This is a genomic window from Methanocaldococcus jannaschii DSM 2661 (assembly GCF_000091665.1).
Classification (GTDB): Archaea; AGJL01; Methanococci; order Methanococcales; family Methanocaldococcaceae; genus Methanocaldococcus; species Methanocaldococcus jannaschii.
In genome coordinates, this window is sequence record NC_000909.1 from 1,428,260 (window position 1) to 1,443,159 (window position 14,900).

Below are 14,900 nucleotides of genomic sequence, written 5' to 3' on the forward strand. Positions count from 1 at the left end.
TTAAAGGGAGAGCTCTATGATTGTCTTCAAAAATACAAAGATTATTGATGTATATACTGGAGAGGTTGTTAAAGGAAATGTTGCAGTTGAGAGGGATAAAATATCCTTTGTGGATTTAAATGATGAAATTGATAAGATAATTGAAAAAATAAAGGAGGATGTTAAAGTTATTGACTTAAAAGGAAAATATTTATCTCCAACATTTATAGATGGGCATATACATATAGAATCTTCCCATCTCATCCCATCAGAGTTTGAGAAATTTGTATTAAAAAGCGGAGTTAGCAAAGTAGTTATAGACCCGCATGAAATAGCAAATATTGCTGGAAAAGAAGGAATTTTGTTTATGTTGAATGATGCCAAAATTTTAGATGTCTATGTTATGCTTCCTTCCTGTGTTCCAGCTACAAACTTAGAAACAAGTGGAGCTGAGATTACAGCAGAGAATATTGAAGAACTCATTCTTTTAGATAATGTCTTAGGTTTAGGAGAGGTTATGAACTATCCTGCAGTAATAAATGAAGATGAAGAGATGTTAAAAAAGATAGAAGTAGCTAAAAAATACAATAAATTGATAGATGGGCATTGTCCAAAATTAAAAGGTTGGGAGTTAAACAAATATATATCTCATGGAATAATGAGCGACCATGAGAGTGTTGATGAAGATGAGGCATTAGAAAAGCTTAGATTGGGATTAAAATTAATGATTAGAGAAGGAACAGCATCAAAAAACATCTATTTGCTTAATATATGCAAAAAGATAAAAGATTTTAGGAATATAATGTTGGTTAGTGATGACGTCTGTATTAAAGATTTAGACGGCTACATGTTAAATATTTTAAGAAAAGCCACAAACTATGTTTCTCCAATTGAAGCTATTCAAATGGTTACAATAAATCCAGCAAATTATTTTGGGTTTGATGTAGGAATTAAAGCTGGAAATGAGGCAAGTTTTGTAATCTTTGAAGATTTAGACAATTTTAAAGTTTATAACATTGTCATAAAAGGAAGATTCTTAGATGATGTTTTAAATGAACTAAATAAAAATAAAAAAAGAAAAATTCCCGAAAAGCTCATGAATACTTTAAAATACCAATACAAAAACGAAGGTGATTTTTTAATTAAAGGGATTGATTATAAGGAGAGAGATGGATTTATTAGAGTAATAAAACCATTAAAAGATTCTCTAATAACTGAAGAGCTAATATTTAGCACTGAAGAAATAAAAATATTACTGAATGAAAATGCTATAAATAAAATCTTCGTTATAGAGAGGCATAAAAATACTGGAAATATTGGAAAGGGTTTAATATACAACTTCTTGGAGGAGGGAGCTTTAGCCTCTTCCTATGCTCACGATTCTCATAATGTAATAGCCATAGGAAATAATGAGAAAGATTTAGCCTTAGCTGTAAATAAATTAAAAGATATTGGTGGAGGATTTATAGCTGCTAAGGATGGGGAAGTTGTTGAATATCTTCCTCTACCAGTTGGAGGGATAATGGGAGATGATGGAAAATACATAGCTGAGAAGATTAATGCTTTGTATAAAAAAATAGAAGGTTGGAGTTCTTTTGAGAACCCATTTTTAAGTATGAGCTTTTTCTCTCTCCCTGTGATTCCTGAGCTAAAAATAACTGATAAAGGTTTGGTTAAAGATATGCAGTTGGTTGATTTATTTATTTAGCTCATCAACTTCCTTAACTTCAAACACACATTTATCTTTTCCTTGAGAAACACATTCAACCTCATTAACAACAAATTTCTTTTTAAATATCTCTTCTAAACATCCAGCTAAGATTCCAGCTATAAAATCATGAATTGGTTCTTCTTTAGATACCCATTGGTATGGAGGATTAGATAGCTTTATTTTATATGGTGGATTTTTGAGAAGTATTTTATTTTCGTCAATCTCCAAATCTCCAAAATTCATTAATTTGAATATTTTTTTCAATTCTTCAATATTTTTAGGAGATAACATTTTTCCAAATTCTTCACCAATTTCATATAATGAGGTTTCTGAACCAAGTTCTTTAACTTTATCAAATATTACCAATGCAAACAACCCAAAATATGGCATAGGAATTTTTTTACTTTCTTTTATTATCTCTTCATTTCTTATTGCTTCTAAAATGTCTGGAAAGATTTTTTCCATAAAAGCCACCTTTCTTTTTTAATATATTTTTTAATTATTTAGTGTTATGACCTAATCAATAACATCTATGTAAAACAAAATATATAAAACTTTGTAATAATAAATATTAAAAAATAGGTATTATTTATTAATTTTTATTAATTAATATTCATCTTTTTCAATCCCAACTTGATAATATTATATTTTAAGTTTTTGTTTATGCCCATTCTTTCAAAAACCCTATCTTCGAACTCCATATAAACAGCTGTGGCAACCAAAGACATTCTTTCAATTAAATCATCAAACTCTTCCATAACTTTTAAATACTCTTCAGTTGGTAGTTCCTCTTTTAATTTTTCTTCTGCCGTCTCTCTTATTTCCTCCAATCCACATAAAATATACAACGGTTCAAAATCCAACTCAACAAATTTCATTGCATCTTTTGCTATAATTTTAAAAAATTCATTTAATTTTTCTTCATCATCACTATATTCAAATAACTTCTCAACCCAGTTTTTCATGCGATTTTCTATCTCCCCACATGCGTTTGTGGTGCAACTACTGTGATTATTCCTATTTTTGCAGATGCATGGATTATTTCTAAACCTCTCTATAAACACATTTACAGCGTTTAATAAATCTTTTTTTAATATATCTTCATGCTTTTTAATCTCTTCGTATTTTTTAACTTTTTTAATGAAATATTTCATATTACCTACTGCATTATTGAAGATGCTATCAAAATCAAATTGCTCCATATTCTCCCCTCTTACACGATAATGAAATACTTCACATATAAAAAATATAAATTATGGTATAAAAATATTAAGAATTTTTTTTCACAAATTATGAACTATTAATCTCCTTTTCCTTCAATCTCTATAACCTTTACATGGATTGGATGCTCTTTAAGTTGCTGATAAACTTTCTCAGCCGCTCTCCTTGACCTTGCAAGCATGACAAAAGCGACATCTCCTTTGTATCTTGCCTCTGTAAATGATAAGATATCTCCTCTTGCTATTCCTTCTCCAATTATTCTCCTAATTAAATCCTCATACTTTGTAGCATGTTTTTCTGGAATATTTAACAAAATCCCATAAATCATCATCTCACCTCAAAAAATTTTATTTATTCAGAAACCTTTAAGATTCCCAAGGTTTGTTCTACTTTTTTAGCTATATCTAAGTCAAATAAGGCAATTGTTGGCAACAGCCAGCTAAATCTATATCTTGGTTCTCCATCTTTTGTTTCTCCATAGTATGCAAATGACAACCTTCCAAAACCAGTTTCTTTCTCAACCTTTCTTGCACTTCTTATAAACCTTCTTGCAACGTTTGGCAATTCTTCATAAGATAATGGCTTTCCTCCAACACCATTCTGCATGGAAAGTTCTAAACTAATTCCAACGTTCTTTATTGCTTTTATTATGTTTGCTAATTTATTCTTTTTAAGGAAAGCTAACAATAAAGTAGCTGCTGGAACTCTTAAAACTTCTGTGTTTTTTCCATCTTCATCTCTTAATTGACAGACAATATATGCTTTACCCATCTCCATTTCTATGTGTGCATAGAGCTCAGTGTTTTTTGGCAATTCTTGAAGAACTTCGATAACTTCATACTCCTTTCCATCCTTTGAAAACTTATCTCCAGCTTTTCTTTCATCTAATTCAACAGTGAAATATGTTTCTTTTCCATCTACTTTACCAAATATTAAGTCAAATCCCCATCTCTTCAATGATTTTAACTTAAATTCTCTCTCCTTCTCTGGATTTCCTAATGTCTCAAAAACTAAGGTATTTATCATCTCTACTTCTTTTGCATCTACAACCACAATATCACCTTTTTATTCATATTTTTTATTGAAAATTTAACTATTTGTAAATGTGTTTGAAGTTCTATAAAAAATTTTCTATAATCGATAAATTTATAAATTTATTTTGTCATATTCATTGATAAAAAATATAAATGAGAGGAATATAACATTTTTTTGATGGTGAGAGTTATGAGATACAAGAAAGTACCAGTTAAAAAAATAGTTAATAAAATTATTGATGAATGTGATGTCATCTTATTGGTATTAGATGCAAGAGACCCAGAGATGACAAGAAACAGAGAGTTGGAGAAAAAAATCAAAGCAAAAGGTAAAAAGCTAATCTATGTATTAAATAAGGCTGATTTAGTTCCAAAAGATATTTTAGAAAAATGGAAAGAAGTTTTTGGGGAAAATACAGTATTTGTATCTGCTAAGAGAAGATTGGGAACAAAAATTTTGAGAGAGATGATAAAACAATCCTTAAAAGAAATGGGTAAAAAAGAAGGAAAAGTTGGAATTGTTGGTTATCCAAACGTTGGAAAATCATCCATTATTAACGCATTAACTGGAAAAAGAAAAGCTTTAACTGGAAGTGTAGCTGGTTTAACCAAAGGAGAGCAGTGGGTTAGATTAACTAAAAATATTAAGCTTATGGACACTCCTGGAGTTTTGGAGATGAGAGATGAGGATGATTTGGTTATAAGTGGAGCTTTGAGATTGGAAAAAGTAGAAAACCCTATTCCTCCAGCTTTAAAGATTTTAAGTAGGATAAATAACTTTGATAACTCAATAATAAAAGAATACTTTGGAGTTGATTATGAAGAGGTTGATGAAGAGTTATTAAAAAAGATTGGAAATAAAAGGAGTTATTTAACCAAAGGTGGAGAAGTTGATTTAGTTAGAACAGCTAAGACAATTATAAAAGAATATCAGGATGGAAAACTCAACTACTACAAAGTAGATTTAAAGAAGTATGGGCAAGATAGAGAAAGGGATATATCATTTATAACCAAGTATTTAAAGGACTTTCCATTTATTGAAGATGCTAAAATGATTGTGACACATTTAAAGGACTTTGATGGGTTATACAAAAAGATAAAAAAACCTGTCTTAGGTTCTGAGGAAATAGATGGAAATATAGTTGTTGTATCTTTTGGGGAGAAAACAAAAGATGCTTGTAGGAAGAAGGTAGAAAATCTGTGTAGAGAGAGAAATATAGAGGTTTTATCCAAATTTGGAGATAAAATTGGAGCTAACAACATATACGTAGCTGTTGGTAAAAGAGTTAAAGAATAATCTTGCTTTTTTAGAGTTTATCCTTGTTTTAATGGACTATCGATTTAAACCCTTACTTTTTGCTCTTATTTTATACCTAAACTCCTATATATAGCTTTCTATTTTTATCCAAATTTTCTTAATACATGATTAAAACCTTTAAAAGATTAAGAAGAAATCTCAATAATTAGATAATGTTTAATATAATCCAAGATCTATTTAACCGTTTCCCGTTTCCATAGCTTACCATAGCATTTAATAACTTACTATACGAATCGGTAAGCTATGGAAATGGGTTGTCCTCAGCCCATAGCTTCATCGGGAACACCATTCCCTTCACTATAAGTTCATCAGACTTAGGACTGAACAGATACAGCCCCAAAATCCAAACTTCGTTAATATTTAGTATCAACATTTCGTCTCGAAGGCAAAGCCTCCTCATTAACATTATGATATAACAATACATATTACTATTTTAATAAAAAAACAATATTTATATTGTGATATTGTTTATTATGATATGCTACTGTAAGTTATAGAAAATTAAAAACTGTTTCGAACCCTCCTTTTGGAAGACGTTTAAATATTCCATATTGATTTTAATAACTTTTCTAAAGACCGTATATATAGATTTATATATAGATTTATGATTTCTATGGAGTTATTTTGAAGTTATTTTAGAGACATAAAAAATATAATAATAAAATATTATTGTTTATAACTCTTTCAAAATTCTTTTTAAAACATTCATATCACATTCAATCTTTATCGGCTCTTCACTTGCCCTTATAGCTGCATCTGGGTCTTTCAACCCATGCCCTGTTGTTATACAAACAATTCTTTCATCTCTATCAATAATTCCTTCTTCTAATAACTTTTTAAGCCCAGCTATTGATGAAGCTGAAGCTGGTTCAACAAAAATTCCCTCTTTTCTTGCCAATAGCTTTTGAGCTTCAACAATCTCTTCATCAGTAACTGCTTCAGCATAACCTCCAGAGGAGTATATGGCATCTAAAGCCTTTGGGGCATTTACTGGATTTCCAATCCTTATAGCTGTTGCAATTGTCTCTGGATTTTTATATGGGATGATGTCTTTAGCTCTCTTTCTAAATGCTTCAACAATTGGCTTAGCTCCATCTGCCTGAATTCCGGTCATTTTTGGGAGTTCATCTATAATGCCAGTAATTTCAAATTCTTTAAATCCTTTCCATATAGCTGAGATGTTTCCAGCATTTCCAACTGGAACAATAACTCTATCTGGGACTTGCCAGTTTAATTGGTCACATATTTCAAATGCTATGGTTTTCTGTCCCTCTAATCTAAATGGATTTATTGAATTTAATAAATAAATCAACTTCTCTTTTGCTAATTGTTTAACCATATCTAATGCATCATCAAAGTTCCCTTTGACTTGAATAACCTTAGCTCCATAGAACATTGCTTGAGCTAACTTTCCTAAGGCAACTTTTCCTTCTGGTAATAGAACAATACATTTCTTTCCACTTCTTGCTGAGTAAGCGGCTAAAGAAGCGGATGTATTTCCTGTTGAAGCACAGCCAACAACCTCAACACCCAACTCATTTGCCCTTGTTACTCCAACAGTCATCCCCCTATCTTTAAAGCTTCCAGTTGGATTAGCCCCTTCATTTTTTACATAGAGTTCTTTAATTCCAAGCTCTTTTTCCAAGTTGTTACATCTATATAATGGAGTTCCTCCTTCACATAGACTTACAATTTTACTTTCGTCTTTTACTGGTAAGTATTCCAAATATCTCCAGACTCCAATTTCTCTCTTTCTTAGTTTTTCTTCTGAAACTTTATCTTTAATCTCTTCATAATCATAAATAATCTCCAATAAGCCACCACATTCGCAGGTGTAGATTATCTCATCCACATCGTAAGTTTTTCCACATTTAATACATCTTTGTAACATTATGCCACCTCATAACATTGAATAGGACTTTTGCAGTTTATAGATTTGTTAAGGTTACTTGATATCTAACGGTGTTATCATTCAATTAGAATTGTATTCTTGCGAAAGTCCTATTAGGCACTTTTAGGCTTATATTAATTCTTTAAAATTTTATTAAGTTTTTGAAAAATGCTACATATTATTAAACATGCCACTATGTAACCATGTATTATTAAATCTTTATGCATTAAATATTTATAGCAATACCTAATATTTAGCATTAAAAATTTAGAATCTATAAATAGAGTAAACACGAGATGTTATCTTAAAACCTTATTAGTTCCCATCGAGGTTGTCAAGTTAACGATTTCATCCAGTTGTAGAACATCATGAAGCTTTTTATCCAGCTAATAACCGTATCGAATTTACTATTATTTGGAAATCTATTGTAGAATACTTTAGTTCTTCGTTTGAGCACTGAGAAGAAGCTTTCTACGCAATTTCTTAGTCCGAATTTGACTCTTTCGAATTCTAAGCCTAATTTTCGCAACGCCCACGGATACCACTTTCCACCGTCAACTAAAATCTTTGGCTTATTCGAGCAAAATTTTAATATACTCTTAACGAATAATATAGTATCGAGGTAATTTCTTGTCTTCGATATATAAACTCCTAAGCATTCTTTCGTTTCTACATCGATGGCAGACCATGCATAAATATATTTGTCTCCAACCTTTAGTTTAGTCTCATCGATTGCAATTAAGTTTCTTTCCTTTCTTTCTGGCTCGTTTAAAACTTCTTTAATCTTGTGATAATAAATTCTAACCGATTCGTGGCTTATGTCTTCGAATTGGGAAAGGAATAAACTTACCTTCCTTAACGATAATCCGAGGTAATACAAAAGCCCTGCTAAGATTTTAACCTCTATCGATTTCCTATTCCTTTTAAAAAGCTTCCTCTCTACGATTCTCTCCTTTATAACTTCTATCGTGAGCCTCATATTTTATTATTTTTTATCAATATTTTGATAAAAACTTAACTTGACAGTCTCCAATTTTAGTGGAAAAATATAAATTAAGAAAGAATAATACTATATTATTATATGATTATAGTATTAATTTCAGCATAAAAGATAATGTAAAATTAGAAAAAAAGAGGTTTAATATGAACAAAAACAAAATAAAAAAAAGGGGACAGTTATCTGTTGATTTTGTACTTGCAATATTATTTTTAATGTTGGTTTCACTGTTTATTTATTACAATGCACTTACATTTACAAATAACACTACGGATGCTTTGATAGTGGATAGGATGTACAGTATAGCCGATACATTTGAGAACTATGCAATCCTTTCATATACAAAAAATGAAACAATAGTTTTGAAATTAAAACCTATTGGAGATTTGGGGTATGTAATACATGTCTCGAATAAAATTATTAATGTGAGTTATAAAACCCTTATCGTATTTACCCCAACAGATAACGGTGTCATAATTTCTGGAAGCAATATAGAAACTGCCCCAGTTGATATTGGAAAAAATATAAGCATAACTGTGACTATTGATAAAAATAATATAACAATATGTAAAGAATTGACAATAAATATAACTTAAAATTTTGGTGGGTTATTATGAAACTTTTAAAGATTTTAATGCCATTAATCATTCTTGGTATAATTTCAATAGTAAATGGATATGTTATTGTGATACATCCTAACACTATGAACATAACTAACAGTTCTGGAGTTTATAACACAGACCCCAATATCATTGCATACAATGTAAATGACACGATAACATTTGAAGCTTTAGCCCCCGATTCTGTAGCTCAGGATATATTAGATAATGGAGTTGTTAAATGGGATTTTGGTGACTTAACTGAGACTGATTATGGGAATTATAGAACAACCACCCATACATATACATTTCCATTTCCTTATCCAGTAGCATGGTGCGGTTATCTAAATAATACTGGCTATTCGAAAGCTTTAACTTACAACTGGCTTGTTGTTGGAGATGTAGCAAATACTAAGTATGTATTTAATGGCAGTCCGTTGAATTCAAAGACAAGTTGGGAGGTCTATTATAATAGCACAAATAATACTGTTATAATAAAATATTACTCAGAAACCCCTGTTGATAGGGAGTTTAATGGTTTAAGTGTTGATACAACTTCAGTAACTGTAAATGTTAGCAGAGATGAAATTGTAGAAGGAGATACTGTTAAATTTAATTTTTCAGTTAGTAGAAATATAATATTCTGTGTATGGAGTTTTGGAGATGGAACTTTTTCCTTTGAAAAATTTCCAGAACATACATATACAAAGTCAGGGCTTTATTATCCAAGAGTTTTAGTTGTTGATGATTCTGGAAGGGTAATGGTTGGATATTTGGATGAAGGAATTGAAGTAAAAAGAGCAAGAGGGGGGTATATTTACTGGGTTACAGGACCAAGTCACTATGATGGAGAGGCATACACTTATGTATATAATAGCTCTGGAGATGACAATAATAATAATGGAAATGCATACACTGACCCATATAAAATAACCTATAAAGTTAATGACACTATAAAATTTGAAATGAGTGGAGCTTGGGGAGAATATTGGAAGTGGGATTTTGGAGATGGAACAGAAACTCCTTATACATATAAGTCTTACTTTACTCCATCATATCATCAATATAAGTTTCCATTTATGTGGCCGTTCTTCTGGATGAGTTATGGGTGGGGTAGTTGGTGGAAATCAGATACCCTCAACTTTATAGTAGTTGACGATGTAGAAAACACAAGATATAATTTTTACCCTTCATCTGCTCATGATAAAACTTACTATGATTATGAATATAATAAAGAAAACCATACGGTTAATTTATACTACTATTCAGATGTAATTTCGACTCCAAAATTTAATGTAAAATTGAGAGATGGATATTATATAGATATAACAGCAACTGCTGACAAAACTCAAGTTAGTGTAAATGAAAACGTTAGATTTGATTGTTCGCCTTATGGAAATCCAATATTTATAATGTGGTGTTTTGGAGATGGGACATGTTCATTTGAAAAAAGCCCTACTCATAGATATTCTTCAAGTGGACTATACTATCCTCATGTATTCGTTATAGATGATAATGGAAATATAGAGGTTGGAATTCCACCACCAATTGGAGTTGGAGGATACAGCAGTTATCCTCAAATTTATGCTTCTCCTACAATAGCCCCTACTTACTATCCAATAAATATAACAATAGTAGAGCCGGCATCGTGGACTTGGTATTGGCATCATATATATTTCGGAGATGGTGGCAGTGTTTGGATAAAACCCAAAAAATCGCCATATACTTTCACACATACATACACTTCAGAAGGGGTTTATCCAATATATATGAAAGTTTATACTGCAGAAAATATGAAAACAGTATATGTAATAGACAATAAAAACCCAATAGCCAAACTCTATATTTATCCAAATCCTGCAAGTTATAAAGATACAATTTCCTTTAGTCCAATAAATAGTTATGACCCAGATGCTAATAGAATGATTCCAGAGTATAATTACTACGGCACCTTAATAGGGTATTATCCTATATCTCCAAACTCACCCATGGCAAGAATATATGGATTTAACTTAACAGTTTATGATTCTAATGGAAATGTTGCATGGAATTACTCATCAAATGAATTAACTATTATATCCAAAAGTTTTCCTATAGGGAATTACACTGCTAAATTGGTAGTTTGGGATGGAATGGGAGGAGTTAATTCAACAACTGTTAAGTTTAGTGTGATAAATAGACCTCCTGTGGCTCAATTTATATACTATCCAGATAAACCTGAACCTAATGAGGATGTAGAATTCGTTTCCCAGTCTTATGACCCGGAGGGTGAAATTGCATATTACATTTGGAATTTTGGAGATGGGACCGTTATCAATACAACAGATACGATAGTTCATCACAAATATGAAAGACCAGGCTACTATACAGTTACCTTAACAGTATTTGACAAATATAACGCAAGTAGTTCAATATCAAAACAAATAGTAGTTGGGGGTATATTAGCTAACTTTACATATGAAATAATAAATGAAAATACTGTAAGATTTGAAGATACATCAGTTGTGGCCCCTGGGAAAATAATTAGTTGGCACTGGGACTTTGGAGATGGCAGCACATCAACAGAACAAAATCCTATCCATACTTACAGCAAGGAGGGGGCATACTTTGTAACCTTAACTGTTAAAAGCGATACAAACTTAACGGATAGTGTAACAAAGATTGTTATAATTTCTCCACCTCCAAAATATCCTCCAGTTGCTGACTTTACGTATAAAGTAATAAATGGAACTACTGTAGAGTTTAACGCTAATTTATCATACGATGAAGATGGATATATTAAATATTATATCTGGGACTTTGGAGATGGAACACCAGCAAATACAACAACAAATCCAATTATAATACACAAATATAAAAAAGAGGGGGTTTATCCAGTTACCTTGACAGTTATAGATAATGATAATCTTTCAGATTCAAGAACTAAGTTAATAAATATAGGAGAATCATTTATACATAGCGTTCCAATACCGCCATATATTGAGATATTGATAGTTATTTCAACAATATTCTGTTTCTTCCAAATTATAAGGGGATTAAAATGAAACCTAAAAAAATAATATCTAATAAAGCTCAAATATCATTAGAATTGGCATTATTGTTAGGTGCTCTTGTAGTTGCAGCATCTATAGTTGGATTCTATTATCTAAAATCAGTTACGAGAGGGACCTCTACAGCAGAAAGTATTTCAAAAAATATAACCTTAGCTGCAAAGAATAAAGCATTGGACAATATATACAAAGTGAAGAGGGCCTTAAATGGGCAATAAAAATGCTATATACATACTTAGATTTTTAATATATTTTTTTATATTTTATTACATTTTAAAAATGTTAGAAGGAAACATAATGGACTTATTAACAATAACCCTATCTAAACTTTTAAATTTGAAATTTTACAAGAATGAAATTATAGTTGGCAAAAATATTATAGAGATTAGCTCACCATGCACATGTTCATTAGAAATGGCTTTATTTTTAGGTTATATCTTTGGGACTCCTGATGTTCCTATTAAATATAAAATCTCATATTCAGTATTTGGACTTTCAATTATTACTATCTCAAATATTTTGAGGATAATATTAATAATAAATTATTCAAATATGATAAATTATAATGTAGTTCATGATGTCATAAGTTTTATTATCTTCCCAATAGCTTTGTTCCTGAACTGGTTTTGGATATATTTATTAAAAATGAAAAAAATAATTATGTTTAAATGAGGGATGGCATATGTTTAGAAAAATTGTTTCAAAAAGAGGGTATATATTTACTTATGAGGCAATAGTAATTGCCTTCATTTTCTTGAGTGTTTTTTATATAGGGTATATGGTTTATAGTCATAATATGCTCACAGCATTAGAGGAAAAGAAGGATACTGAAAAATTTCATAAAGCTTTGTTACTAAAAGATTATTTTTTAAGGAATAATAAATTTCCTGGAAAGTTTTATAACAAAACATATTTGGATAATTTTACAAATGAATTAGATATTAAAGAAAAAACTTTCGACTTATTTAATAATTTTAGTGAATATAAGGGATTGATTCGTTTTATAATTTATCCAAACATATATGATGAAGAACTTGACAACATTTCAGACGAAATTTGTGCAAATGATGGACTTCAGGCTATAACATATAATTTCAGTAGCAACACATTTAAAATTTATTCAAATGTAAATACTACATTTAACAACGCCAACCTAAGTATAAGTGGGATGGATTTAATTTACTTTAAAGAAAATGTATATATTCCAAAAATTACTGGAATGAAATATGGAGATTCTATAAATCTATATGGCTGTAATGGAGACCACATTTACTTTAAAGTCAATAGCGAAATTATTTCAGCATCTGCGAGGGTTGTTACAAATAATGGTAATCCATTTATTACTTGGCAGAATTGGAGGTATGCTACTCCAATATTAATAATAAACAACCTAAATCAAAATTTAAATGATTATGATGTAAAAATTGTTTTTGATTCTCAAAGTTATATAAATTCTGGAGAGATGAGAACAGATTGTGGAGATGTAAGGTTTGTTGATGAAGATGGTAATCCATTAAGTTATTGGATAGAGCCAAATACAATAGATACTCCGCATACTGTCGCCTGGGTTAAGGTAAATTTAGCTCCAAATGAACATAAGCTAATATATATGCTTTATGGAAATCCAACAGCTACAACGACTGCAAATGGAGATAATACCTTCCCCCTATTCTTTGATGATTTTTCTAAAGGTAATTTGGATAATACAAAATGGACTTACAACTTTAATAATCCATTATTTGTAAATGACACTTATCCAAATGGGATTAATTTTACTTATTTAAGTTTAGATTATACTTATTACAATAATCATAATTACATTATTTATGATATTAATAATACGCATATTTCCTCCATTAGTACATACTATCCAAATACTTCTGTAAGATTCCATGCAAATTTCCATAAGAAATATGAGGAGTGGGGCGGATTTTATATAAACATAAATGGAAATGACTATAACAGAGAGGTTATAACTAACTATCACTGGGGAGGAGAGTGGCTAAGAGCTGAATCTTCTGTATTAAATCAAGATTACGATAGTTACATTATCTTACAAGACCCAGATTTATACGATAATTGGCACACTTATGAGATTCAAAGAGATGGAGGTAGTTCAGTGAATTTCATAATAGATGATGCCATATATAAAACCATATATTCAAACATATATACTGGAGATTTACCAATTTCATTCTATGCAAGAAAATATGATTATTCAACAAAATATGGTTACTATCCTGTTCCTCAAGACGAACAAAACGGAAATATTAGCATTGATTGGGTATTTGTTAGAAAGTATGTAGAACCAGAACCAACAGTAACGCTTCTATCTTCTGATGTCATTTTTACAGTAAATGGATATATATACAAAAAACCATTAAAATCAGTATTTGACAATATAGATATAACTCCAAATTTAAATGTGGGGATTAATGAAATAAGGATTTTAAGCTCACCTCTTCCAGTAGAGTTTTTAATTAAAACAAATGAAAACACTGATTTTTACTATTTAACACTATCACCTAACAATGTCACCATTGTGGTGAAACCATGATTAATAGCGTTGATTTAGCAATTGGAACTGCCATTCTTCTCATAGGGATGGCATATTGGACAGTATCTATTGTCGAACATAACAACAATTATGTGGATATTGTAAAATCTGATTATATTTTTGATAAAGGAATAAGCACTATGGAACATCTATCAGAGGATGGAACTTTGCAAGATGCTGTTCTTTTATATTATTTTGATAGAGTTAATGATTCAAAAAAACTTTTAGAGGAAAGAATTCCACTTAAACATTATCTTCTTTATATAGATAATAACCTTCTAATAAATAAATCCAATGGGGTTAATAATAGTAATAGTGTATATATTTTAACAGTTTTAACTTTAAACAGAAGTGAAGGGTGGTATGTAATTTATGGAAATGAGGACTTTGTAAATATATCCAAGGAGAGGTTTCTTGACTATGATGACGCCTATAATTATCTAAAATATAGAAACTACGATATACATATGCCTGTGTATCTTTCAAAAAATGTATCCTCTTCAAGGGTTGAATTATATATATTAGGAAATTAAGGGGATTGCC

General features: G+C 30.3%; 14 protein-coding genes. 8 read left to right on the forward strand and 6 right to left on the reverse strand.

The window, feature by feature from the left end; all coding sequences use genetic code 11:
- The first annotated feature begins 16 nt into the window (after window positions 1–16).
- Complete coding sequence (gene ade / locus MJ_RS07800; RefSeq protein WP_010870979.1) at window positions 17–1,687, forward strand: adenine deaminase; 1,671 nt, start codon at window positions 17–19, stop codon at window positions 1,685–1,687.
- Here ade and MJ_RS07805 read toward each other — a convergent pair.
- The 4 genes from MJ_RS07805 to MJ_RS07820 all read right to left on the reverse strand — a co-directional run bounded on the left by MJ_RS07805 (window position 1,676) and on the right by MJ_RS07820 (window position 3,964).
- On the reverse strand, window positions 1,676–2,155 hold the full coding sequence (locus tag MJ_RS07805; protein WP_064496834.1) for a V4R domain-containing protein: 480 nt from the start codon (window positions 2,153–2,155) through the stop codon (window positions 1,676–1,678). The genes ade and MJ_RS07805 overlap by 12 nt on opposite strands.
- Window positions 2,156–2,292: 137 nt before the next feature.
- Window positions 2,293–2,892: a hypothetical protein gene (locus MJ_RS07810; protein ID WP_010870981.1), complete on the reverse strand. Its 600-nt coding sequence runs from the start codon at window positions 2,890–2,892 to the stop codon at window positions 2,293–2,295.
- Window positions 2,893–2,990: 98 nt separating this feature from the next.
- A complete protein-coding gene (locus tag MJ_RS07815) occupies window positions 2,991–3,239 on the reverse strand; it encodes a hypothetical protein (RefSeq protein WP_064496835.1) in 249 nt (82 codons plus the stop codon).
- Between the two features lie 23 nt (window positions 3,240–3,262).
- Window positions 3,263–3,964 (reverse strand): TIGR00703 family protein, encoded by a 702-nt coding sequence (locus tag MJ_RS07820; protein WP_010870983.1) that lies wholly within the window; start codon window positions 3,962–3,964, stop codon window positions 3,263–3,265.
- A 171-nt stretch (window positions 3,965–4,135) separates the two neighbouring features.
- Here MJ_RS07820 and MJ_RS07825 point away from each other — a divergent pair, with 171 nt between their 5' ends.
- Entirely contained in the window at window positions 4,136–5,242 is a 1,107-nt protein-coding gene (locus tag MJ_RS07825; RefSeq protein ID WP_064496836.1) for a GTPase, read from the forward strand.
- Between the two features lie 694 nt (window positions 5,243–5,936).
- On the opposite strand, the gene thrC is transcribed toward MJ_RS07825, so the two are convergent.
- The gene (gene thrC, locus MJ_RS07830) at window positions 5,937–7,154 is read right to left on the reverse strand and encodes a threonine synthase (protein WP_010870985.1); all 1,218 of its coding nucleotides are present in this window, start codon (window positions 7,152–7,154) and stop codon (window positions 5,937–5,939) included.
- A gap of 334 nt (window positions 7,155–7,488) precedes the next feature.
- Window positions 7,489–8,133, reverse strand: a complete 645-nt coding sequence (locus MJ_RS07835; protein ID WP_010870986.1) for an IS6-like element ISMja1 family transposase — start codon at window positions 8,131–8,133, stop codon at window positions 7,489–7,491.
- A 164-nt stretch (window positions 8,134–8,297) separates the two neighbouring features.
- On the opposite strand from MJ_RS07835, the gene MJ_RS07840 reads away from it, so the two are divergent.
- From MJ_RS07840 to MJ_RS07865, 6 genes are read left to right on the forward strand one after another with little or no spacing between them, the layout of a single operon-like run.
- Window positions 8,298–8,747 carry a hypothetical protein gene (locus MJ_RS07840; protein ID WP_064496837.1) on the forward strand — a complete coding sequence of 150 codons (450 nt, stop codon included), beginning with the start codon at window positions 8,298–8,300 and terminating at the stop codon, window positions 8,745–8,747.
- 17 nt (window positions 8,748–8,764) lie between these two features.
- Window positions 8,765–11,794 (forward strand): PIP-CTERM sorting domain-containing protein, encoded by a 3,030-nt coding sequence (locus MJ_RS07845; RefSeq protein ID WP_010870988.1) that lies wholly within the window; start codon window positions 8,765–8,767, stop codon window positions 11,792–11,794.
- Complete coding sequence (locus MJ_RS07850; protein WP_010870989.1) at window positions 11,791–12,018, forward strand: class III signal peptide domain-containing protein, archaeosortase D/PIP-CTERM system-associated; 228 nt, start codon at window positions 11,791–11,793, stop codon at window positions 12,016–12,018. The genes MJ_RS07845 and MJ_RS07850 overlap by 4 nt, the downstream gene beginning before the upstream one ends.
- Window positions 12,008–12,472, forward strand: a complete 465-nt coding sequence (gene artD, locus MJ_RS07855; RefSeq protein ID WP_010870990.1) for an archaeosortase D — start codon at window positions 12,008–12,010, stop codon at window positions 12,470–12,472. Before MJ_RS07850 ends, artD begins: the two co-directional genes overlap by 11 nt.
- 10 nt (window positions 12,473–12,482) lie before the next feature.
- Window positions 12,483–14,357: a DUF2341 domain-containing protein gene (locus MJ_RS07860; protein ID WP_010870991.1), complete on the forward strand. Its 1,875-nt coding sequence runs from the start codon at window positions 12,483–12,485 to the stop codon at window positions 14,355–14,357.
- Complete coding sequence (locus MJ_RS07865; RefSeq protein ID WP_010870992.1) at window positions 14,354–14,890, forward strand: hypothetical protein; 537 nt, start codon at window positions 14,354–14,356, stop codon at window positions 14,888–14,890. Before MJ_RS07860 ends, MJ_RS07865 begins: the two co-directional genes overlap by 4 nt.
- The last annotated feature ends 10 nt before the right edge of the window (window positions 14,891–14,900 follow it).

Coding starts and splice junctions, on each gene's coding strand:
- ade (WP_010870979.1), top strand. CDS start 17: ATGATTGTCTTCAAAAATACAAAGATTATTGATGTATATACTGGAGAG.
- MJ_RS07805 (WP_064496834.1), bottom strand. CDS start 2,155: ATGGAAAAAATCTTTCCAGACATTTTAGAAGCAATAAGAAATGAAGAG.
- MJ_RS07810 (WP_010870981.1), bottom strand. CDS start 2,892: ATGGAGCAATTTGATTTTGATAGCATCTTCAATAATGCAGTAGGTAAT.
- MJ_RS07815 (WP_064496835.1), bottom strand. CDS start 3,239: ATGATTTATGGGATTTTGTTAAATATTCCAGAAAAACATGCTACAAAG.
- MJ_RS07825 (WP_064496836.1), top strand. CDS start 4,136: ATGAGATACAAGAAAGTACCAGTTAAAAAAATAGTTAATAAAATTATT.
- thrC (WP_010870985.1), bottom strand. CDS start 7,154: ATGTTACAAAGATGTATTAAATGTGGAAAAACTTACGATGTGGATGAG.
- MJ_RS07835 (WP_010870986.1), bottom strand. CDS start 8,133: ATGAGGCTCACGATAGAAGTTATAAAGGAGAGAATCGTAGAGAGGAAG.
- MJ_RS07840 (WP_064496837.1), top strand. CDS start 8,298: ATGAACAAAAACAAAATAAAAAAAAGGGGACAGTTATCTGTTGATTTT.
- MJ_RS07845 (WP_010870988.1), top strand. CDS start 8,765: ATGAAACTTTTAAAGATTTTAATGCCATTAATCATTCTTGGTATAATT.
- MJ_RS07850 (WP_010870989.1), top strand. CDS start 11,791: ATGAAACCTAAAAAAATAATATCTAATAAAGCTCAAATATCATTAGAA.
- artD (WP_010870990.1), top strand. CDS start 12,008: ATGGGCAATAAAAATGCTATATACATACTTAGATTTTTAATATATTTT.
- MJ_RS07860 (WP_010870991.1), top strand. CDS start 12,483: ATGTTTAGAAAAATTGTTTCAAAAAGAGGGTATATATTTACTTATGAG.
- MJ_RS07865 (WP_010870992.1), top strand. CDS start 14,354: ATGATTAATAGCGTTGATTTAGCAATTGGAACTGCCATTCTTCTCATA.